We start from the raw sequence: 22,288 nt of genomic DNA on the forward strand, positions 1-22,288 counted from the left end.
CCATGAAGCACGGCCTCGAATACTTCCACGCCGCCGCCGCAGGATGGAGCCTCAGACATGTGTGCATGCCCTAGGGCGAAGGCCGGGACGACAAATGATTGCATCCTCACAAAACCAAATGCATCCCCGCGTCCATGCGCACGAATTCGCCGGTCATCTGTCCCGACGCCGGCGAGGCGAGGAAGCAGACCAGTTGCGCGATATCCTCGGCCGTCGAGGCCGTCTTCAGCGGCACCTTCGCAATCACCGAATCCCGCACCGCCTTGGCGCCGGCCTCGCCGCGGCCCTTGGTGAACCAGGGCGTATCGATGTAGCCCGGGCATACCGTATTGACGCGGATCAACGGCGCCAATGCGCGCCCCAGCGATTGCGTCATGGTGTTGAGCGCGCCCTTGCTCGCGGCATAGGCGACCGACGAGCCGCCACCGGAAATGCCGGCCACCGACGACACGTTGACCACGGCGGACGCCCGCCCGGCGGCCTTGGCGCCCGCTTCGAGCTGCGCGCGCGCGGCGCGGATCATCTGGAACGGGCCGATGGTGTTGACGGCATAGATGCGCTGGAAATCTTCCGCCGTCAGATCATCCATCTTGTCGTGCGGCACATGCTTGGTGGTGCCGGCATTATTGACGAGGACGTCAAGCCGTCCCCAGGATGCGGCAGCCGCGGCGATCTTCTTGCAGTCCTCGTCGCGCGAAACATCGCCCTGCACCACGATGACTTCGGCGCCCGCCGTGCGGCAGAGGTCAGCGGTCGCTTCGGCCTCGGTCTTGCTGTTGGAGTAATTGACGACGATACGCGCACCGCCCTTGGCCAGAATGGCCGCGGTCGCAGCCCCAAGGCCGGATGCCGAACCCGTTACGATCGCGCACAAACCATCCTTCGACATCCGCATTTCCTCTTTTTGTTTTGAAACTTTGTTCGAGCCTATTTCCGCGTCTACCATATCGCGGGGCAAAGTCCCTGCAAATCGAGGAAATCCGTCGCGCGGAATTTATTCTTCGCCTGTCGCTCTGTATGCCGCCGCCGCAGGCGGCCCTGCGGGCAACGCTTGTCAGGGCTATGGCTTTTCCGCATCATAAAGCGCAAGAAAAGACCGCACCTGAAGCCGGCGGAACAGCCGGGCCCAGTGCCAATAGACTGAGCCAATCAAGATGAGGAACGCTGTGGCGGAGAGTGAGAACATCGTTGCCGAGACCGCGGAGAAGATCTTCGCCGATCTCGCCGACGCCCAAACCATCAATCGCGACAAGAACGGCGCGTGGAAGGCCCCGCTCTGGCAGGCGCTGAGCGAATCCGGCCTGCCGCTGTCCTGGCTGCCGGAGGATTGCGGCGGTTCGGGCGCGAGCCTTGCCGAGGGCTTTTCCGTTCTCAGCGCCGCCGGACGTTTTGCGGTCGCGGTACCGCTGGCCGAAACCATGCTGGCGGGATGGCTGCTGGCGCAGGCGAAAATCTCCTCGCCCGACGGCGAAATGACGGTCGCGCCCGCAAGCCCGAAGGACCGCATCACGCTCAATGCCGATGGCAGCCTGTCGGGCAAGGCCCGCGGCGTGCCGTTTGCGAAAGCCGCCAAGCACATCGCGGTTGTCGCCGGCGATGCCAAGGGTCTCTCGATCGCGCTCGTTGAAGCCGCCAAGTGCCGGATCGATTCCGGCCTCGGCCTCGGTGGCGATCACAGCGACACCGTGACCTTCGACAAGGTGCAGCCGGTGACGACCAAGCCGGCGCCGAAAGGTTTTGAGCAGACCCATCTGATGCTGATGGGCGGCGTCGCCCGCTCCCTGCAGATCGCCGGCGCGCTGGAATCGATGCTGGAAATTTCCGTCCGCTATTCCAACGAGCGTGTCGCCTTCGAGAAGAAGATTTCGAAATTCCAGGCGGTGCAGCACAATTTGGCGCGGCTCGCGGGCGAGTCGGCCGCGGCGCTGGCTGCAGCGACTTCGGCCGCAGATGCCATCGCCAACGCCACTTCATTCAACGACGAAGTGTTCCTCGAAGCGGTATCGGCCAAAATCCGCTGCTCGGAAGCGGCCGAGAAGGGCGGCGGCATCGCCCATCAGGTGCATGGCGCGATCGGCTTCACCAGCGAGCACATTCTGCATCGCTACTCGCTGCGGGCGCTGGGATGGCGCGACGATTTCGGCTCGGAAAGCTACTGGGCGGTCGAGCTTGGCAGACTGGTGGCCAACCGCGGCGCCGATGAATTGTGGCCGCTGGTGGCCTCGCGCTGATTTTCTCAACCGTTTGCCTGCATAGAGACGCCCCATGACCGCAGCCCTCCGTTTCGATCCGATCCGCCTGCCGCCCGAATGCGAACAGCTTCGCAAGGAAGTGCGCGCCTTCCTCGCCGAGGAGATCGCCGCCGGCACCTTCGATCCGCACCAGCCCAACCGCGAAGACACCGACGCGCCGGAATTTTCCCGCCGGGTCGGCGCCAAGGGCTGGCTCGGCATGACCTGGCCGAAGAAATATGGCGGCCATGAGCGCTCGTTCCTCGAACGCTATGTGGTCACCGAAGAGATGCGCGTCGCCAACGCGCCGACGCGGCGCTTCTTCGTCGCCGACCGTCAGAGCGGGCCCGTGCTGCTGAAATACGCGCCCGAGAACATCAAGATGGACATCCTGCCGCGCATCTGCCGCGGCGAGGTCTGCTTTGCGATCGGGATGAGCGAGCCCAACTCCGGCTCCGATTTGTTCGCGGCCAAAACCCGCGCCACCAAGACCGACGGCGGCTACCTGATCAACGGCACCAAGATCTGGACTTCGTCGGCGCATATCGCCGACTACATGATCGCGATCTTCCGCACCTCGCCACCGACCAAGGAAAACCGCCGCCACGGCCTGACCCAGTTTCTGGTCAAGATGAAGCAGCCGGGCATCGAGGTGAACCCGATCCAGCAGATCACCGGCCAGTACGAATTCAACGAGGTTGTTTTCACCGACTTCTTCGTCCCCGAAGATCACGTGCTCGGCGAAGTCGACGGCGCCTGGAAGCAGGCAACCTCGGAGCTCGCCTATGAACGGAGCGGCCCGGAACGTTTTCTCGAGACCTATTACGTGCTGACCGAACTGGTCCGCGCCGTCGGCAACAACCCGGATACCCGCAGCGCCGAAGGCATCGGCCGACTGGTGGCGCAGCTGCACACGATGCGGCGCATGTCGGTGTCGGTAGCGGGCATGCTGCAGGCCGGCAAGGAGCCGGTGGTGGAAGCCTCCATCGTCAAAGACATCGGCACGGTGTGGGAACAGGCGCTGCCGCACCGGGTGCGCGACCTTGCGGCGTTCGTCGAGGAAACCGCCACCAACCGCGAGACGCTGGAGAACCAGCTCTCGTTCGCGATCAAGACCGCACCAAAACTGACGATCCAGGGCGGCACCACCGAAGTGCTGCGCGGCATCATCGCCCGCGGGCTTGGTTTGCGCTAGCGCGCGGCCTGGCTTGCGTTCATTCAACGAGGAAACAAAATGGCAAAATACACGGATATCGGCGTCGAGAAGCACGGCCACGTCGGCCTGATCGAAATCCAGCGGCCGCCGCTGAACTTCTTCGACATTTCGCTGATCAACCAGATCGCGGATGCGCTGGAGGAATTCGATCAGGATATCGACATCCGCGCGTCGGTTCTCGCAGCCCAGGGCAAGGCGTTCTGCGCCGGCGCCAATTTCAGCGATCCAAAGCGGCAGGAGCAGGAAGCCGCCGAGGCGGCAGCAGCCAAAAAGGGCGATCCCGCCGACAGCCTCGGTTCGATCAACAGTCTTTATCTGCACGCGGTGCGCATCTTCCGCGCCAAGAAGCCGGTCGTCGCGGCGGTCCAGGGCGCAGCCATCGGCGGCGGCCTTGGTCTGGCGGTATCGGCTGACTTCCGCGTCACCTGCCCGGAGGCGCGCTTTGCCGCCAACTTCACCAAACTCGGTTTTCATCCGGGCTTCGGGCTGACCACGACGCTTCCCGAACTCGTCGGCAAGAACAACGCGGAACTGATCTTCTACACCAGCCGCCGCATCACCGGCGAGGAGGCCACCAAAATGGGCCTCGCCAATATCTGCGTGCCGCAGGATCAGGTGCGCACTGAGGCCATGAAGCTCGCAGCTGAAATCGCCGAATGCTCACCGCTCGGCCTGCTCTCGACCCGCGCCACCATGCGCGCCGGCCTCGCCGACCGCGTGCTGGCCGCGACCAACCACGAACTCGCCGAACAATCCCGCCTGCGCGCCACCGAAGACTTCAAGGAAGGCGTCAAGGCCACGGCCGAGCGAAGGGTCGCGAACTTCAAGGGGCGGTAGTCTCTTCTTCCTTCTCCCCTTGTGGGAGAAGGTGGCGCGAAGCGCCGGATGAGGGGTCTCTATCCTCACCCGCATCTTACCGTGAGGAGAGAACCCCTCACCCGTCCGCGATGCTGCGCATCGCGTCCACCCTCTCCCTCATGGGGAGAGGGAAGCAAGCGCAGGGACGACGTGTTGTTAGTTCTTGCGTACGACTAACGCATCGACAACCGTCGCGCCCTGCCCCTCCGGGTGGACCAGCACCGGATTGATCTCGATCTCCGAAATCTCACTGGCGTGTTGCGCCGCCAGCACCGACAGTTCTGAAATCAACCGCGACAGCGCGGCGATATCGGCCTTCGCCACGCCACGAAACCCGTTGAGCAGCGGCGCGGCCTTCAGAGCCCCCAGCATCACCGTCGCCTCTTCCGCACTCACCGGCGCCGGCCGGTAGATCACGTCGCGAAACAATTCCGTGGTGATGCCGCCGAGGCCGACCATGATGACCGGCCCGAAAACCTTGTCCGTCAGCGTTCCGACGATGATCTCGACGCCCTTTTTGGCCATCGGCCCGACCAGCACGCCCTGGATCGCGGCGTCCGGCCGGTGTTTTCGCGCGCTGTCGAGCAGCATGCCGTAGGCCGTAAACGCTTCGCCCTTGGTCGTGATATTGACGCGGACGCCGCCGACCTCGCTCTTGTGCGGGATGTCGCGCGACTGGATCTTCATGACCAGCGGAAAGCCCGCGCGGGCGATTGCGGCGTCGAGTTCGCCCCGATCGGTCACCAGCATTTCGTCCGGCAATGCAATGCCGGCATCCCGCAGCAGCGACTTGCTGTCGAACTCCGACAGCGCCGGTGATGTCAGATGCGCGGATAGATCGCGTGACGGCACTGTCGCCATATCCGCAAGCGCCGCCAGCTTGAAATTGGAATACTCCACCAGAGCCCGCATCGCGACGCCGACATGCGTGAGGCCCGACAGCACCACGACGCCGGATTTTGCGAGTTCTCCGCGCGCGAATGCCGACGGCAGCGTGTAGGAATAGAACACGATCGGCTTGTTCTGCGCCGAGATCACCGGCTTCAGCTCGGCCTCCTTGAACCACATCCGCACCTCGCTCGACAGCGACAGCACCACCAGGATGGCGTCGACTTCGTCGGAGACGGCGAGCAGATCGATGGTCTTCTGCAGGCCGCCGCTGCTGACGCCTTGTGCGGTAACATCGATCGGATTGCCCGCGGCGCCATAGGACGGCATCCACTGCTTGATCTGATTCTGGACGGCCTGCGACAGTTCCGGAACCTTCAGCCCCTGCATCGAGACCGTGTCGGCGCCCCAGATCCCGCCGCCACCGGACACGGTCAGCACCGCGACACGGTCGCCCTTCGGCAGCGGGTTCGTCGTCAGCACGGCGGCGATCGTCACCGCTTCGTCGAGATCGTTGGAGACGATAAAGCCATACTTGGCGAACACCGCGTCATAGGCCGCCGACCATCCGGCCATGCTGGCGGTGTGCGAGGCCGCGGCGCGCTCGCCCGCGCCGGAACGGCCGACTTTTGTCACGATGACGGGCTTTCGCATTTCCGCGGCGCGGCGGGCCGCGGCGAGGAATTTGTCGACGTCGCGGATGCCCTCGATGAACAGCAGGATCACGTCGGTGGAAGCATCCTGCACCATGTAATCCAGAAATTCGCCTGCGCCGAGATCGCTTTCATTGCCGGCGCTGACGCAATAGCTGATCGCAACGCCGAGCGCCTTGGCGCGATGCTTGATGGCAAAACCGATGCCGCCGCTTTGCGCGACAATGGCGATCCGCCGTGTGGTCGCGACAACAGGCACATGACCCGGCTTGACGTCGACAGTCGGGCTGAAGGTCGCCGCGACCTTCTGCACTTCGCTCAGGAAACCTTCGGCATTGGGACCTGAAATCCGCATGCCGGTGCGCTTCGCAATCGCGACGATCTTGTCCTGCATGACAACGCTGTCGCCGCCTTCCTCCGCAAAGCCGGAGGAAATGATGACGGCATTCTTGACGCCGACCGCGGCACACTGCTCCAGCGCGCCCACCACGGCGGGGGCGGGAATGATGATGATGGCGAGATCGACCGGCGCGCCGACCTCGGCGATTGTCTTGTAGCATCGCAGCCCGTCGATATCGGGATAGTTCGGATTGATCGGATAGATCCTGCCCGGATACTCGTTCTTGCGCAGCATCGACAGCAGCCGCCCCGGAATCTTCTCATGATCGCGCGAGGCGCCGATCAGCGCGATGCTGTCGGGCGCGAAGAAACTGTCGAGCGGATGCGGCATGGGGGATGCGCCTATCTCCGTCATGGCCGGGCTTGACCCGGCCATCCACGTCTTGCTTTCCGCTGGACTTTAAAGACGTGGATGCCCGGGACAAGCCCGGGCATGACGACTGGGTGAACGCGCGTCAATCACGCCGTGAGATTAAACCTCACCCCGCACAGATCAAACCCGTCCCCGGTCACCTTGCAGCCCTTCGCCCTGGCCGCATCCCGCACCTTGGCGATATCGGCGACCTTGAACGTCAGCCCGCTCATCAGATCGGCCGGACCCTTGACGAAATGGAAGCTGGCATTGGGCAGTTTCAGCTCCGGCTCGCCCTTCGCGTTCTTGCTCACGGCGACGCCGATGATCTGGCCCCAATGCGCGGCCAGCACCTCCGGTTCCGGGCTTTCCATCTCGACGTCGGTCAGCGCCAGCGTTACATCCTTGGCGATCGACTTCTGCCAGTCGGGGCCGGCCGGCGGATAGGGTCCCAGAATGTCGTCGCTGCCTTCGGTGTGGTTGAACTCGATGAAGGCGGCGCGGCAATCGCGCGGGTGCAGTTGCACGCCGTGATAGGGCGCGTGCGTGATCACGTTCGCGGTGCGCACGCCCATCTCGTTGGCGCGCCTGCCGTAGGCATCCGGGTCATCGCAGCAGAAGATCGCCATATAACCGCCGCGGCCGCCATTCTTGTCGATGAAGCGCCCCGCCGCGGTGCCCGGCTGGAACGGCGCTACCACTTCGAGCAGCATGGTGTCGACCGGCAGCAGCGCGTTCTCCAGGCCGTATTTGGCGACGTTGCCGTCACGGAAGCACTCGTTCAGCCCCATGATCGCGGCAATGTCCGAAATCACGGGCTCCAGCTTCGGCGCCACCAGGCAGATCTGCCGCAACCTCATATACCCGGCCATGTCACTACCTCAATGGTTCTGGAACACGGGCTTGCGCTTCTCGACAAACGCCTTTGCCGCTTCCTTGTGATCGAGGGTCTCGCCGGAGCGCGAATGGTGGATCGCCTCGGCGTCAAAACATTCTTCCAGCGACATCGTCTCGGCGTTGTTGATGTTGCGCTTGATGTAGCCGAGCGTGATCGACGGGCCCTGCGCCAGCGACAGCGCCAGATCATACGCGACCGCCTCGACTTCCGCGTCGGGCACCACCTTGGTCACCATGCCGAGATTGTAGGCCTCCTGCGCGCTGAGCACCGGCGAGGTCAGATACAATTCGCGCGCCTTGGCGCTGCCGAGCATTTGGGTGAGAAAATACGTGCCGCCGTAGTCGCCGGACAGTCCGACCTTTGCAAACGCCGTCGTGATCTTGCAGGACGCGCTGGCGATCCGCAGATCGCAGGCGAGCGCGATCGAGAGCCCGGCGCCGGCCGCGGCGCCATCGACCTGCGCCACCACGGGCTTTTGCATCTGGTGCAGGATGCGCGAGACTTCCATGCCGCGGCGGAGATTGACCATCTTGGCTTCGAACGACAGCGGCGCCCGCCCCTCCGCCATCGACTTGACGTCGCCGCCGACGCAGAACGTGCCGCCGGCGCCCTTCAGCAGCACCGCGCGCACCTCGTGATCCTCGGCCGCGCGCCGCGCCGCCTCGACAAGACCACGCGTCATGTCCGGATTGAGCGCGTTGCGCCGGTCGGGACGGTTCATGATGATGGTGAGCAAGCCCTGGTCGAGCTGCTGGAGGACCATTTCGTTCTGGCTCATGTGCGGGTTCTTTCGTGGTTATTGTTGGTTGAATCTCTCAACGTCATTGCGAGGAGCGTAGCGACGAAGCAATCCATTCTATCTTCTTGCCGCGCTATCGATTGCTTCGCTTCGCTCGCAATGACGAGGTCCCAATTTCTATTTCTTCACCAGCGGGCAGCGCGACAATTCCAGCGACTGGAACGCCTCGTTACCGGGAATGGTCGCCAGCAGCTTGTAGTCGTCCCAGCGGCCTTTCGATTCCGACGGCTTCTTGACTTCGAACAGGTACATGTCGTGCACCATGCGGCCGTCTTCACGGATCTTGCCGTTCTTGGCGAACATGTCGTTGATCGGCGTCTCCTTCATGATTTTCATGACGGCCGCCGAATCGGTGGTGCCCGCGACCTTGACCGCCTTCAGATAATGCGTGACGGAGGAATAGACGCCGGCCTGCGCCGACGTCGGCACGCGCTTGATGCGATCCATGAAGCGTTTTGAGAACGCGCGGGTATCGTCGTTGAGGTCCCAGTAAAACGCTTCGGCGAGCAGCAGGCCCTGCGCGGTCTCCAGCCCGATGCTGTCGATATCGGTGACGAAGGCGAGCAGCGGCGCGACCTTCTGGCCGCTCTTCATCAATCCAAACTCGGCTGCCTGCTTGATGGCGTTGATGGTGTCACCGCCGGCATTGGCGAGGCCGATCACCTTGGCCTTGGAGCTCTGCGCCTGCAGCAGGAACGAGGAGAAGTCGGACGTGTTGAGCGGATGCCGCACGCTGCCGAGCACCTTGCCGCCGGACTTCGCCACCACATTGGCGGTATCCTTTTCCAGATCATGTCCGAACGCATAGTCCGCGGTCAGGAAGTACCAGCTGTCCAGACCCTGCTTGACGGAAGCCAGGCCGGTCACATTGGCCTGACCGTAGGTGTCGAACACGTAATGGACAGTCAGGGGACCGCAGGCTTCGTTGGTGAGGCGGATCGAGCCGGGGCCGTTGAAGATCACGATCTTGTTGCGCGCCTTGGCGATTTCGCCGGCGGCCAGCGCGGTGGCGGACGCCGCGACGTCGAACAGCATTTCGACGCCCTGATTGTCGAACATGTCGCGGGCGATGTTGGCCGAAAGGTCGGCCTTGTTCTGATGATCGGCCGCGATGATCTCGATCTTGCGGCCGAGCACCTCGCCGCCGAAATCCTCCACCGCCATCTTGGCCGCATACTCGCTGCCGGGGCCGGTAATGTCAGCATACAGGCTCGACATGTCGAGGATGCCGCCGAGCTTGAGCGACGGTTTGGCCTGCGCCAGCGCAGCCGTGCTCGACATCGCCAGGCTGATCGCCGAGAAAGCGGCGAAAATGCCCGTGACAAACCGTTTCATGAAGGCCTCCCTTTTCTTGGCTGCCGCATTGCCAGCGGCTTCGAATTTCACTCGGCGCGATCATGCCGCATGGCTCCCACAGCGGCAAGGCGCGCGCGAAGCGCGTCTCGCATGCGTTTTTCCGTTAAACGGAATGGAGTCTCATGTAGAGTTCGTCATGGCCGGGCTTGTCCCGGCCATCCACGTCTTCCTTCGCGCACAACGAAAGCAAAGACGTGGATGCCCGGCACAAGGCCGGGCATGACGGCGTTGGTACCAGGCGCTAATTCATTGATCTCTTTTTGCGAGATTCTGAGGGTTTGCAAAGCAAGCGTCTCAAAGGACGAAGGCCAGGAGCGACCACTGTGGCCTCATTGTTCGAGACGGCGCATGCGCGCCTCCTCACCATGAGGATTGATGATGCGGTATGATGATATCACAAGGAGCCGTCACCACGTTATGAGACGCGTGGACCAAAACCGTCACAGTGCGCGCATCGCAGCCATGCTGACATGTGGCTTTGTCGTCATGACCACCACTCCCGCCAGCGCCGCCGGCTGCATCTTCGAACCGCAAGGCGAAGGCCGCGTCGGTGCCGTGATCGACGCGCGCAGTTTTCGCCTCGACGACGGCCGCGAAGTCCGTCTCGCCGGCATCGTGTCCGCCGCCTCGGACAAAACCAAAACGGCGGGCGCAGCAGCCCTGTCTTCGATCGTTACCGGGCGCGGTGTGATACTGCGCGGCGACGACGACGCGCCGGACCGTTACGGCCGCCAGTCCGCCTTCGTGTTCCTGCCGGGTTCCGAAACCTCGGTGCAGAGCGAGCTGCTGCGCCGTGGCGAGGCGCTAGTTTCGACCGAAATGGCCGACAAGGACTGCGCCGCGGAACTGGCGGTCGCCGAGGCCGAGGCGCGCCGGGCCAAAAGGGGAACCTGGGCCGATCCGGCGGCCATAAAAAACGCGGAAAGTCCCGGCGATATTTTGGCCGGGATTGGGCACTTTACGGTGGTCGAGGGCAGGGTTTTGTCCGTGCGGCAGGCAGGGGCAACGACCTATCTGAATTTTGGCCGGAACTGGACACGGGACTTTGCTGTGACTATTTCAAGGCGCATGATACCGGCGTTCGAGGCGGCCGGGCTGTCGCCTAAGTCCTTCGAAAATCGACGGATTCGTGTCCGCGGCTATGTCGAGGCGCGGGGTGGGCCACGGATCGACGTGCTTCGGGTGGGACAGATTGAAGTACTCGGCGGGAATTAGCTCGTTCGGAAGAGAAGAGTGGGCTGACGTGACGAAGCGTTCAGGACGGCGCGAGGGAAGTACAGGCCGCCGCCTTTTGGCTGCGCCGGCCGTGCTGTGCGCTGCTTTGACGCTGTCGGCCTGCGGCAGTGTCGGCGGCCGGTTCGAGACCGCAGCGCCGACGACGGCCACTTCGCCCGCCAAACCGAACCGCACCGTGGCGCAGACGCCGGCGAGCGAGCGCGAGCATGAGCGCATCCTCTCCTCCTATGGCGGCGCCTATGACGATCCGAAGCTGGAGGCGCTGATCGGCAAGACCGTCGACCGGCTGGTCGCGGCCTCCGACCGTCCCGACCAGGCCTATCGGGTGACAATCCTGAATTCCGGCGCGGTCAACGCGTTCGCACTGCCGACCGGCCAGCTCTATGTGACGCGCGGCCTGATCGCGCTCGCCAGCGACACCTCGGAATTGTCTTCGGTGCTGAGCCACGAAATGGCGCATGTGCTGGCCAAGCACGCCTCGATCCGCGACGACAAGGCAAGGCAGGCGGCCGTCGTCACCCGCGTCGTCACCGATATGAGCAACGATCCGGATCTGACCGCGCTGGCGCTTGCGAAAACAAAACTGACGATGGCGAGCTTCTCGCGCGCCCAGGAATTCGAGGCCGACGGCATCGGCGTCGGTATTTCGGCGCGCGCGCATTTCGATCCCTATGGCGCCTCGCGCTTCCTGAGCGCGATGGAGCGCAACGCAGCGCTGAAGGCCGGCAAGACCTCGCTTGATCCCCGCGCGCAGGACTTTCTGTCGTCGCACCCGGCAACCCCGGAGCGCGTGCAGAATGCGCAGAACTCGGCCCGGCAGTTCTCGTCGCCGGAAGGCGGCGAGCGCGACCGCGAGACTTATCTCGCCGCGATCGACAACATCGTCTATGGCGAAGACCCCAGCGAAGGTTTTGTGCGCGGCCGGCGCTTCCTGCATCCCAAGCTCGGTTTCACGTTTGCCGCCCCCGACACGTTCACGCTCGACAACACCGCGCAGGCCGTGATCGGCGTCCGCGAAGGCGGCACGCAGGCGATGCGCTTCGACGTGGTCCGGGTGCCGGCCGAGCAGACGCTCGGCGACTACCTCAATTCCGGCTGGATGGAAGGCGTCGAGAAGGCCTCGACCGAGGACCTCACCATCAACGGCTTCCCGGCGGCGTCGGCCTCGGCGAGTGGCGACCAGTGGCAGTTCAAGGTCTACGCGCTGCGCTTCGGCAGCGACGTCTACCGCTTCATTTTTGCCGCCAAGCAGAAGACCACCGAAAGCGAGCGCAACGCGCGCGAGACCGTCAACTCGTTCCGCCGCCTGACGCTCGAGGAGATTCAGGCGGCACGTCCGTTGCGCATAAAAGTCATCACCGTGCAGCCCGGCGACACCGTGGAATCGCTCTCGCACCGCATGTCCGGCGTCGACCGCCCGGCCCAGCGCTTCCGCATCCTCAACGGTCTCGACGCCAACGCCCAGGTCAAGACCCGCGACCGCGTCAAGATCGTGGTGGATTGACGCGCGAAATTGCTTGGGCGGAGGGGCGATCAGCCACCGTCATTGCGAGCGAAGCGCAGCAATCCATAGCCGCAAAGCAAGCATGGATTGCTTCGTCGCTTCGCTCCTTGCAATGACGATGCAGATCAATGCCTGCTCGGCTCAAGCACCACGACTACACCCGTCATTTCCGGTTCATGCGGCCTCAGGCTTGTGAGCGTTGCATCGCTCCAGTCGGCGAGACTGACGACTTCGCCGCTTTGGGCTTCCGTCTCCGGCGCCCCGGTAGGTTCGAGAACCTTGAGGCCGCGGGTATCCAGAAAGAACGTGTGGTTGCCGAACAGATTGTTCAGTTGGGCGACCGCCGGATGATCGTCGGGAAGAACCTCGGCCTGGAACTGGCTCAGGGTTTGTTTAACCTGTGTCGAATTCAGCTTCATGATCTGCTCCACTTTCGATGTTAAGCACGTCTTCGGTGCTAGCCGGTCTGCGTGTGCTCGCCTCCCGGACGCGAAACCAGGCTCAACGCTTCCCGGCCACGCCATCGCCGTCGACAACGGCGACGTCTCCCAGCGACAGAATGCCGACGAGGCGCTTGTCGCGATCGAGGACCGGCATGCGCCGGACCTGGATCTCACCCATATTGAGGGTCACCTCCCCGATATCCTGGTCGTCAAAGCAGTATTTGACGTCCGTCGTCATGACGTCACGGACTCTCGCATCCGGGCCCTTGCCGTCTGCAACACCGCGAATGGCGATGTCACGATCGGTAACCATGCCAATGAGCCGGTCGGCGTCACCGACGGGCAGGACTCCCGAATCAAGCCCCGCCATGGCGATCGCTGCCTGCTGGATGGTTTCGTCCGGACTGGCGACGTAGACGTCGCGCGTCATTGCTTCGCTCACTCTCATCGACACACCTTCCGTGCTTGTTGAACCGTTCTTGCTAGAGGGTTTGTCCGTTGCCGCATTTGTGGCAAGCGGATCCGATGGCAAAAGCCAACCACCAATCATGGATTGATGCAGCCGGAGCCCTGCTTGCCGGCCACTGCATTGCGGCCACCACATGCTCCGAATGATTGCGCTCAGGAAACGTTCCCGATCATCGCGGTAAACTTTATCTGGCTTCGATCGGACCCGGCGCGGCGCTCGTTTCGCCGTGAGTCGGGTTTGCGAAGAATCCGGACAAGCGGCTCAAGCCGCGACAAGCCGCTCGATTTCGGCAACCGGATGCGACGTCAGTTCCTTTGGAATCTCCGCGGTCACACACGCGATGACCTCCGCGTGGAGGGCCTTGCGAAGATTACCCAGCACTTTCGGCGGGGCGATAATGACAAGCTTCTTGAAAAGATTGGCATGGGCATGGCGATACAGCGCGTCGGCAAGCTCGCCGGCAAATCGCTCCTCGGCAATGTGGTGCCAGTCTGTTTCTTCCATGGCGCTCCGGGCCGCACCAACACTTGCAATGGATCGCCCCGGACGATCGGTACCCTGCTCGCGGGTCGGCGGATTGTCGCGCTCGATAATGCGTTCGACAACAAGCTGGACCCGATGCGCGGTGCCTTTGTTGCGCAGGAAGAGCGCCTTTTGACCATCGCCGACGAGGATAAGCGCGTTATGGGGAACATAGGTTGCGGGTTCCGTGGCCATTCTTGCTCCAATCAGTTGCGTTGATTGACAACGCCGGAGCCAAGATAGGTTTCCGCAAAGAGAGGCCGGCGTCGCTGCCATCGCCGCAAATGCACGCCATTGTGCTCCGTCATTGCGAGCGAAGCGAAGCAATCCATCGAGCCGCAAAGCAAGCGTGGATTGCTTCGTCGCGGAGCCTGTCATCGGGCGCGCATTTGCGCGACCCGTTGGCTCCTCGCAATGACGGTGGTTGTCCCAAACAAAAAGCCCGGTCTCTCGACCGGGCCTCTCGCAATTCAAACTGTGAAGCGTAGCTTACGCCGCCTCGTCCGCAACGGCCGCGTCGTCACCGTCGGCGTCGGCGTCATCGCCTTCACCGTCGGCTTCGCTACCGGCTTCGGCCTTGGCGCCGCGGCGCGGGCTCTTGGCGAGCTGGCTTTCGATTTCCTTGACCGCTTCGGTCTCCGTCGAATGCTGGACGACGGCGATTTCGCGCGACAGGCGATCGAGCGCCGCTTCATAGAGCTGGCGTTCGCTGTAGGACTGTTCGGGCTGCGATTCCGAGCGATAGAGATCGCGCACCACTTCGGCGATCGCAACGATGTCGCCCGAATTGATCTTTGCTTCGTATTCCTGCGCCCGGCGCGACCACATCGTGCGTTTGACGCGCGCGCGGCCTTTGAGCGTCTCGAGGGCCTTCTTGACCAGCGCCGGATCGGACAGCTTGCGCATGCCGACATTGGCGACCTTGGCGGTCGGCACCCGCAGCGTCATCTTGTCCTTCATGAAATTGATCACGAACAGCTCAAGTTTGGCGCCCGCGATCTCCTGCTCCTCGATCGCCAGGATCTGGCCTACACCGTGAGCGGGATAGACCACGAATTCATTGGCCTTGAAGCCCTGACGCTGGGTCACGACCTTCTTCGGCTCCTCCACGCGCGGGGCGGCAGCCTTCGGCGCCACGACAGCGGCCTTGGGCGCAGCAACGGCAGCCTTCGGAGCAACAGCGGCTTTAGGGGCAGTCTTCGGAGCGGCCTTCGAAGCAGTGGTCTTCGAAGCCGTCGCTTTCGCGGCAGTTTTTGCAGTCTTGTCAGGCATTGAGCTTCTTTTGTTTTTCGAGGACTTTGTGGCTGCAGCCTTCTTGGCTTCCTTTACGGACGCCTTGGCACGGCCTTTGGTTGCGCTGCGGCTGGCCGCGGCGGCTTTTTTCGAAGTCTTTGAAACACTCTTTTTACGCGTTTTCTGTGACACAGCCTGCGCGCGGAACTGCCACGCCCCTGTTCGATGTTTTTTACGGAACCACCGGGAGGGCCAAAGTTACGCAAGGCCGGATCCGGCTTGTAATGTGCCCAATATAGCACATTTTCCGCAAAAATCAATGATTTACGCCCCGTTTCGGACCTTTGCAGGGACCTTTCGGTCATAAGTCCGTCAACAAGGTTAAATCGGCAGGCTGTGTATGGGTCTGGTGGCTCCGAATTAGGTTCAAATTAGGTCCGGAGCGGTCTCAACTGGTCTGGAAAGGGCGATCCGGCGAATCAGTCCCCGCTACCGGGTTCCTTGGAAAAATATTTCTCGAACTTGCCTTCCACACCCTCGAATTCTTTCGCGTCGGGCGGCTGGTCCTTCTTCTGGGTGATGTTGGGCCAGGCCTTGGCGTATTCGGTATTGACCTCGAGCCACTTCTCCAGGCCCGGCTCGGTGTCCGGCTTGATGGCGTCGGCGGGACATTCGGGTTCACAGACGCCGCAGTCGATGCACTCGTCGGGATGGATGACCAGCATGTTCTCGCCCTCGTAGAAGCAGTCCACGGGGCAGACTTCAACGCAGTCGGTATATTTGCATTTGATGCAGGCATCAGTGACGACGTAAGTCATCCAGGGCTCCGAAACGGTCAACTTTTTCCGGGGTTTGCGTAGCGCATGAACTGCGCAGCCGCAAGGGAAGAGCAAGGCAACAACACGCAGGCCACAGCGCCGGAAAGCTTGGGTCTTCAAGCGCCTGACGGGCTCGTTTGCAGATAGTCATTCCCTGCGGTTCTGCAAATCCTCGTAGGTTACGCGCGCGGCCGCGGCATCGCCCCGCCGCTCGGAGAAGCCTGCGACTTTCAGCACCCGCACCGAATTGTCGAGCCCGATGGTGACGACGTCGCCGAGCTTCACGGCATGTCCCGGCGCTTTCTCGCGCACGCCGTTGATGCGGACGTGGCCGGCCTCGACCAATGCGGCAGCACTCGTGCGGGCCTTCACCACCCGCGCATGCCACAGCCATTTATCGAGACGCTGTCGATCCAATGAGGACCCTTTTAGGGATCAGCGATCCTTGTTGCCGGCGAGCTGTTCCTTCAGCGCCGCGAGTTTGGCGAATGGCGAATTGGGATCGATTGGCCGGTCACGCTCGCGCGGCGCGGCGCTGGTGGCGTATTGCCGATGCGACGGACCGGAGTCGCGCTTGTCACGGCCGCCCTTGTCACGCCCGCCGAAATCGCGGCCGCCTTTATCGCGCCCGCCACCCTTGCTGCGGTCACCCTTGTTGCGATCGCCGCCGAATTTCTCCGGACGACCACCGCCCTTGTTGTCGCGGCGGTTGTCATTGTCGCGGCCCTTGCCTTCGAAGCGCTCGCGCGGCGGACGGTTGTCGGCACGCGCCTCTTGCGGTGCGCCCTCGGCGGGCGGCGTGGCGTTGGCGTCAACAGGCGCGCCCTCGCGCGGCTTGCGGAACTCGTTGTGACGGCGGCCGCGGCGATGACGCTGCTCGCGTCCCGCAGCCTCGCCACCTTCGCCGGCAGCGGCCGCAGCACCGTCCTGCGAGGCCTGCGCGCGATCGTGCTGATGGCCGTGACGACGCTGGCGGTTGCGGTCGTGGTGCGGACGGCGTTCTTCCGAACGGCCACCGGGCCGCCAGACTTCCACCATTTCGGGCACGACAGGCGCATCGGGCTTGGCTTCGGTGGCGGCTTCTGTTGGTGCAGCGTCCGCCGGGGCCGCGTCGCTGGCGACCGTCTCGGTCGTCGCTTCAACGGCAACCGCGTCGGGAGCCGTGGCCGCCTCAACAGCGGCAGTCACGTCAGGCGCGGCCGGCTCCTCCGATGCGGTCAGCACCTGGGCTTCCTCGACCGGTGTCTCCACGGCCTCGGCTTCGACCACCTCCGGCGCGGCTTCCACCGCGGGCTCTTCGGCCGGCGCCGGCGCGAGGGTGACCTCGGGCAGCAAGGCGGCCGATGGTGCGGGGTCGCCGGAGACCGGCTGGGCGATGGTCTCGTCAGCGGTTTGCGCGGGCGCCTCGGACGACGCTTCTGCCGCAGCTTCCAGCGGCGCGTCTGCTGCCGTGGCTTCGGTCGGCGCGGCCGCATCGGTTACAGCATCCGTGACCTCAACCGGCGCGGCTTCCACCACCACCGGCTCAGTCGCCGCGACCGGCTTCGGCGGCAGCGGCGCCCGGCGCTCGGAGCGATAGCCGAGCGCGCGCAGGATCGAGGCGAAATCCTCGCCGGCCGATCCCGTCAGCGAGGTCATCGCCTGCGTCACCACAAAGCTGCGGCCATCGAACGCGCCCGCGGGCTTTTCGCCCGGCGAGCTTTCGCGCCACGCCAAAGCGGGGCGGATCAGATCGGCAAGACGCTCCAGGATATCGACGCGCACCGCGCGCTCGCCGCACTGGCGATAGCCGAGCACGCGATAGGCGTCGCGCGCCAGCGCCTTGTCGACCGCGAACGAGGTCCGGCCGCTCGAGGCCAGATGCTGCGCGCCCGACAGCGCCGACATATCGACATTGTCCTGCTTCTCGGCCCACAGCAGCGAGGCGAGAGAACGCGCCGCAGGCTTCAACAGGCCCGGGAAATAGATGTGATAGGCGCCGAACCGCACGCCGTATTTGCGCAGCGTCGCGCGCGAGGGCTGGTCGAGATCCTTCATCTCGGCGGTAATCTTCGAACGCTCGAGCACGCCGAGCGCCTCGATCAACTGGAACGCGATGCCGCGCGCAATGCCGGTGATGTCCTCGGCCTTGGCAAGCCCGAACAGCGGACCCAGCAGCTTTTCGATATGCGTTTTGAGCCACAGATCGAGCCGCGTCTGCACGGCTTCGCGCGCCGCGCCATTGAGCCGATCGTCGGAGATGATGCGCAGGCGCGGATGCAGCGCGTCGTCGGCGGCGACCAGCTTCGCCACCGCATCGCCGGTCCAGCGGATGGTGCCATCTGACGTCAGCACGAAGGCGTCGTCGGGCGCAGCCGCAAGCTTTTCGGCGCGCGTGTCGATCTCGCCGGCCAGCACCTGCTGTGCTGCCGCCTGCAACGCCTTGGCGTCGCTTCCGGCCTCCGCCGCATCTGGTGCAAAGGTGAATCCGTCGAGGCGGCCGATCACATGGCCTTCAACGATCACTTCGCCGGTCTTGCCGATTTCCGTATTCAAAACACTGTTCTCCCGCAGGCGGCGCATCAATACACTGGTACGGCGGTCAACGAAACGCTCCGTTAGCCGTTCATGCAGCGCATCGGACAATTTATTTTCGACCTCGCGCGTGATCCCCTGCCAGTGATCGGGGTCACCCAGCCAGTCCGGCCGGTTGGCGACGAAGGTCCAGGTGCGAATTTGCGCGATCCGGCCCGACAGCGTGTCGATATCGCCGGTGACGCGGTCGGCCAGGTCGACCTGGGCGGCGAACCATTCGTCGGGAATCCGGCCCTTTTTCATCAGGAATCCGTACAGCGTGGTCACCAATTCTGCATGGGCGGCCGGCGCCAGGCGCCGGTAATCCGGGATCTGGCAGGCGTCCCACAGCCGTTCCACGGCCGCCGGCCCATGGGCCATTTCCCGCACATCGCCGTCGCGGGCCGCATGATCGAGCACGCGCAGATCCTCCGCAATTGGCGCGCGCGTGAGCACTTCATGCTGCGGCGAGAGCGCCAGCGAGACCTGCAGGCTGCCGAGCGAGGCGAAATCCAGCTTCGAATTGCGCCACTGCAGCATTTTGACGCTATCAAAAGTGTGGTTCTGCAGCGCGTTCACCAGTTCCGGCTCGAACGGCGCGCAGCGGCCCGTGGTGCCGAAGGTGCCATTGCGCGTGGCGCGGCCGGCGCGGCCCGCGATCTGTGCAAACTCGGACGGATTCAGGCGGCGGAACTGGTAGCCGTCGTATTTGCGGTCGGAGGCGAACGCGACGTGATCGACGTCGAGGTTGAGGCCCATCCCCACCGCGTCGGTCGCGACGAGATAATCGACGTCGCCGTTCTGGAACATCTCGACCTGCGCATTGCGCGTGCGCGGCGACAGCGAGCCCAGCACCACGGCCGCACCGCCATGCTGGCGGCGGATCAATTCGGCGATGGCGTAGACTTCATCGGCGGAGAACGCGACGATCGCGGTGCGCCGCGGTTGGCGCGTGATCTTGCGGTCGCCGGCAAATTCGAGCTGCGACAATCTGGGCCGTGTGACGATCGATGCGCCCGGCAGCAGCCGCTCGATGATGGGCCGCATCGTCGCAGCGCCCAGCAGCAGCGTCTCGTCGCGGCCGCGGCGGTGCAGGATGCGATCGGTGAAGACGTGCCCGCGTTCGAGATCCGCCGCGATCTGGATTTCATCGACCGCGAGGAACGACACGTCGATGTCGCGCGGCATCGCTTCCACCGTCGACACCCAGTAGCGCGGGTTCTTCGGCTTGATCTTCTCCTCGCCGGTGATCAGCGCGACGGCCTCAGTGCCCGCGCGCGCCGCGATCTTGTTGTAGACCTCGCGCGCCAATAGCCGCAGCGGCAGGCCGATGATGCCGGACGAATGCCCCAGCATCCGCTCGATCGCCAGGTGCGTCTTGCCGGTGTTGGTCGGCCCCAGCACCGCGGTAACGCCGGCGCCGGGAGCGCGTTCATGTCCAAACGTGGACGAGTAGGAGAAAGCCATAATTTGCAGGTGTTTCTTTGATTCTCAGCGGCGCCGCGCGGCTTGCTTTGTGTGTCACTTTGCGACGGTGATGCGGTCGCGGCTTAAGCTCTGGAACGAGTCTAGAACGAATCGCGAAGGAATCGCTGACTCTTACTTAAACTGGCTTCGTTCACCGCAACATCCAGCGTTAGCGCTCATGATGCGGCACTAGATCAAGTTTGCCGGGGCTCCACAAGGCGGTGATTTCAGGTGAGTTTCCTTAAAATTGAGAGCGCTCGGAGTCGAATCAGAAGCGGTCAAGAGTCAATGGGATTCATCTTCATGAGTTGCATCGATCGCGCCGCGAGCGACAGTGCGCTCCCTCCCCCCTTGCGGGGGAGAGGGCGGGGGAGAGGGGTAGCCACAAGCGAGACTGCCCGTGAGAACCCCTCTCCCCGACCCTCCCCCGCAAGGGGGGAGGGAGCGATAGAGCGCGTTGCTATATCACTGCGTCTTCGCCACCCTTGGCGGCGCCGCCGTTGTGACAAAACTCGTGGCTTCCAGCATCGCAGGCCCGAACGGGGTCGGAATCGTCATGCGGAATGGAACCAGGATCCGGGTGCCCGCGATCGGCACGAAGGCGATCTCGATGTTGCGCTGGCTGGCGAGGTGCTTGATCACGGGACGATCGGGGATATAGCCCGCGATCGGCGTGAAATAGACCGCGCAGACCACCGCTGGCCCATGATAGCCGCGCTCGGCCTTCACCGTTTCCATGCGCTTGTAATCGAGCTTGAGGTCATAGCGCAGCCGGCCGTCGAAGATGCCGGTGCCGGTGCGGCAGGCCTCCGGCGACAGCGGATCGCCCGTTCCAGGCACGCGGATCATCGCGCCCGTCATCGGATCGAGCACGTTTTTGCGATGCGCTTCGGTCACGACGATGCGGTCGGGATCAACAGGCGGTTCCGGATCGATGGTGAAATCCTTCACGCCCCCGTTCGCGATCGAAAGGCGGATGGTCTCGGATTTCTTCGAACTGGTGGTGGTCGCGGTATAGGCGTTGGCGACCAGCGCGCCACCCACGACGCGGCCCTGCGAGGCGCCGGAACCCTTGCCGCCGGAAAACGCCTGCAGCAGGCCGGTGGAACCGCCCTGCGCGGAGGCGGAAAACGCATCATCGCCGATTTCGATGGTCCAGGTGCCCTTGCCGACGGGAATGCCCGCCAGCGACGCCTCATAATGGGCATCGAGCCGGCCCTGCGCGGACGCTTCCAGCGGCGCAAGCCACAGCAGCGCGCCAGCCGCAAGACTGCCCATCAGGCCGAAACGATGCGAAATGGCACGTGTGGTCACGTAACTGACGGTCCTGCTGGCGCGAGCTCTTGTCTATGTAATCAGAAATATCCGGCAATCAACGCGTGGCGGTCCCTCGCGGTGGCTCAATCCGCAGGGAACTGAAGATGTCGGCGGGGATTGCGCCCTTTATATGGTCCTAACGTCTTGATATCCTTAAACCCTTGTAATGGCTTCCAAACCGGCAATGCCGCCTTCTTGGGAGTACGCAAAATCTTAAGCGAAACCCCGCAAAACCTTGACGCCTAGGGCCTACAGCCCTATACGTCCGCGGTTCCTGGAAATGGACATGATTTTGGACCCCCGCGCGGCGCCATGATGCGCTTGCTGATTGCGGGGATGGAAGAGGATTTTGTGCGATGTCTCGGCGCTGCGAACTGACGGCCAAGGGCCCGCTGGTGGGTAACAAGGTGAGCCACTCGAACATCAAGACCAAGCGGCGCTTCCTGCCGAACCTGGTCAATGTCACCTTCATCTCGGACGCGCTCGGCCGCAACGTGCGCCTGCGCGTCTCGACCAATGCGCTCAAGAGCGTCGACCACAATGGCGGCCTCGACGGCTACCTCCTCAAGGCCAAGGCCGACGTGCTGTCGCCCCGCGCGCTCGATCTCAAGCGCGCGATCCAGAAGAAGGTCGGCAAGCCGGTGTACGAGAAGAAGGCGAGCTGAAGGTTTAGCGATCTCTCTCGCTCCCCCTCTCCGAACAAGGGTTAGTCAAAGAGTTTTGAATGGCTGGGTCCAAGACCCGGCCATTTTTGTTTTGGACTACCAACGTAGCTCGAACTTGCAAATGTTTCGATAAGGAGCAATCCTAGGTAGTAAGTCTATATTCATCCATTCATGGCACCACGCTTATTCTCTCAACCACTGATAAAGAACTTCGATCCTCCAGTTTTGGGAAAGCCCCTTGTCGAAGAAGTCGCCAGAAGCTCCGCATCGTCAGGTGCCCGCGTTGAAAGTTCAGCAATGGCTCAAGGGTTGGGACAAGATATCGTTCGATCCCAAAGAGCATCGGAAGCAGCCAAAACCCTATTTCTTCCTTTTCTCTTTGCCAGCCCGCGAGCTTCGTAGCCTTTCAGG

At 63.3% G+C, this 22,288-nt stretch carries 18 protein-coding genes and 1 pseudogene; 6 read left to right on the forward strand and 13 right to left on the reverse strand.

All coding sequences use genetic code 11. The annotated features are described in order from the left end of the window. Window positions 1-106: 106 nt before the first annotated feature. Window positions 107-889 (reverse strand): SDR family NAD(P)-dependent oxidoreductase, encoded by a 783-nt coding sequence (locus tag JQ609_RS33570; protein ID WP_212276860.1) that lies wholly within the window; start codon window positions 887-889, stop codon window positions 107-109. A 277-nt stretch (window positions 890-1,166) separates the two neighbouring features. Here JQ609_RS33570 and JQ609_RS33575 point away from each other — a divergent pair, with 277 nt between their 5' ends. Genes JQ609_RS33575 through JQ609_RS33585 form a run of 3 tightly spaced genes read left to right on the forward strand, consistent with a single transcriptional unit; the run spans window position 1,167 to window position 4,284 of the window. Further along, window positions 1,167-2,231, forward strand: a complete 1,065-nt coding sequence (locus tag JQ609_RS33575) for an acyl-CoA dehydrogenase family protein (RefSeq protein WP_212276877.1) — start codon at window positions 1,167-1,169, stop codon at window positions 2,229-2,231. Between the two features lie 34 nt (window positions 2,232-2,265). Further along, a complete protein-coding gene (locus tag JQ609_RS33580) occupies window positions 2,266-3,426 on the forward strand; it encodes an acyl-CoA dehydrogenase family protein (protein WP_212209747.1) in 1,161 nt (386 codons plus the stop codon). A 39-nt stretch (window positions 3,427-3,465) separates the two neighbouring features. Further along, a complete protein-coding gene (locus JQ609_RS33585; RefSeq protein WP_212276861.1) occupies window positions 3,466-4,284 on the forward strand; it encodes an enoyl-CoA hydratase/isomerase family protein in 819 nt (272 codons plus the stop codon). Window positions 4,285-4,461: 177 nt separating this feature from the next. On the opposite strand, the gene JQ609_RS33590 is transcribed toward JQ609_RS33585, so the two are convergent. The 4 genes from JQ609_RS33590 to JQ609_RS33605 form a co-directional block, all read right to left on the reverse strand. Beyond that, a complete protein-coding gene (locus tag JQ609_RS33590; protein WP_212276862.1) occupies window positions 4,462-6,576 on the reverse strand; it encodes an acetate--CoA ligase family protein in 2,115 nt (704 codons plus the stop codon). A 128-nt stretch (window positions 6,577-6,704) separates the two neighbouring features. Then, window positions 6,705-7,469 (reverse strand): hypothetical protein, encoded by a 765-nt coding sequence (locus JQ609_RS33595; protein WP_212276863.1) that lies wholly within the window; start codon window positions 7,467-7,469, stop codon window positions 6,705-6,707. Window positions 7,470-7,478: 9 nt separating this feature from the next. Continuing rightward, window positions 7,479-8,273, reverse strand: coding sequence for an enoyl-CoA hydratase (locus tag JQ609_RS33600; protein ID WP_212209751.1), 795 nt, complete (start codon window positions 8,271-8,273; stop codon window positions 7,479-7,481). A 138-nt stretch (window positions 8,274-8,411) separates the two neighbouring features. Next, a complete protein-coding gene (locus JQ609_RS33605; protein WP_212276864.1) occupies window positions 8,412-9,629 on the reverse strand; it encodes an ABC transporter substrate-binding protein in 1,218 nt (405 codons plus the stop codon). A gap of 483 nt (window positions 9,630-10,112) precedes the next feature. Here JQ609_RS33605 and JQ609_RS33610 point away from each other — a divergent pair, with 483 nt between their 5' ends. Both JQ609_RS33610 and JQ609_RS33615 read left to right on the forward strand, forming a co-directional pair. Then, the gene (locus tag JQ609_RS33610; RefSeq protein WP_249128748.1) at window positions 10,113-10,865 is read left to right on the forward strand and encodes a thermonuclease family protein; all 753 of its coding nucleotides are present in this window, start codon (window positions 10,113-10,115) and stop codon (window positions 10,863-10,865) included. Between the two features lie 28 nt (window positions 10,866-10,893). Next, the gene (locus JQ609_RS33615) at window positions 10,894-12,390 is read left to right on the forward strand and encodes a M48 family metalloprotease (RefSeq protein WP_312014586.1); all 1,497 of its coding nucleotides are present in this window, start codon (window positions 10,894-10,896) and stop codon (window positions 12,388-12,390) included. 125 nt (window positions 12,391-12,515) lie between these two features. Here JQ609_RS33615 and JQ609_RS33620 read toward each other — a convergent pair whose 3' ends face one another. The 8 genes and pseudogenes from JQ609_RS33620 to JQ609_RS33655 all read right to left on the reverse strand — a co-directional run bounded on the left by JQ609_RS33620 (window position 12,516) and on the right by JQ609_RS33655 (window position 21,173). Beyond that, the gene (locus JQ609_RS33620; RefSeq protein WP_212209754.1) at window positions 12,516-12,809 is read right to left on the reverse strand and encodes a hypothetical protein; all 294 of its coding nucleotides are present in this window, start codon (window positions 12,807-12,809) and stop codon (window positions 12,516-12,518) included. 38 nt (window positions 12,810-12,847) lie between these two features. Continuing rightward, window positions 12,848-13,281: pseudogene (locus JQ609_RS33625) on the reverse strand (CBS domain-containing protein). 282 nt (window positions 13,282-13,563) lie between these two features. Further along, window positions 13,564-14,019 carry a host attachment family protein gene (locus tag JQ609_RS33630; protein ID WP_212276865.1) on the reverse strand — a complete coding sequence of 152 codons (456 nt, stop codon included), beginning with the start codon at window positions 14,017-14,019 and terminating at the stop codon, window positions 13,564-13,566. Window positions 14,020-14,313: 294 nt separating this feature from the next. Next, complete coding sequence (locus tag JQ609_RS33635; RefSeq protein WP_212209757.1) at window positions 14,314-15,096, reverse strand: CarD family transcriptional regulator; 783 nt, start codon at window positions 15,094-15,096, stop codon at window positions 14,314-14,316. A gap of 440 nt (window positions 15,097-15,536) precedes the next feature. Then, complete coding sequence (gene fdxA, locus JQ609_RS33640) at window positions 15,537-15,875, reverse strand: ferredoxin FdxA (RefSeq protein WP_192736497.1); 339 nt, start codon at window positions 15,873-15,875, stop codon at window positions 15,537-15,539. Between the two features lie 147 nt (window positions 15,876-16,022). After that, the gene (locus tag JQ609_RS33645; protein WP_212209758.1) at window positions 16,023-16,292 is read right to left on the reverse strand and encodes an RNA-binding S4 domain-containing protein; all 270 of its coding nucleotides are present in this window, start codon (window positions 16,290-16,292) and stop codon (window positions 16,023-16,025) included. A gap of 18 nt (window positions 16,293-16,310) precedes the next feature. Continuing rightward, the gene (locus JQ609_RS33650; protein WP_212276867.1) at window positions 16,311-19,895 is read right to left on the reverse strand and encodes a helicase-related protein; all 3,585 of its coding nucleotides are present in this window, start codon (window positions 19,893-19,895) and stop codon (window positions 16,311-16,313) included. A 465-nt stretch (window positions 19,896-20,360) separates the two neighbouring features. After that, entirely contained in the window at window positions 20,361-21,173 is an 813-nt protein-coding gene (locus tag JQ609_RS33655; RefSeq protein ID WP_212276881.1) for a DUF3108 domain-containing protein, read from the reverse strand. Window positions 21,174-21,568: 395 nt separating this feature from the next. Between JQ609_RS33655 and rpmB the strand changes: the two genes are divergently transcribed. Then, window positions 21,569-21,877, forward strand: a complete 309-nt coding sequence (gene rpmB / locus JQ609_RS33660) for a 50S ribosomal protein L28 (RefSeq protein WP_211998265.1) — start codon at window positions 21,569-21,571, stop codon at window positions 21,875-21,877. The last annotated feature ends 411 nt before the right edge of the window (window positions 21,878-22,288 follow it).

Source organism: Bradyrhizobium sp. AUGA SZCCT0169, from assembly GCF_018130085.1.
Classification (GTDB): domain Bacteria; phylum Pseudomonadota; class Alphaproteobacteria; order Rhizobiales; family Xanthobacteraceae; genus Bradyrhizobium.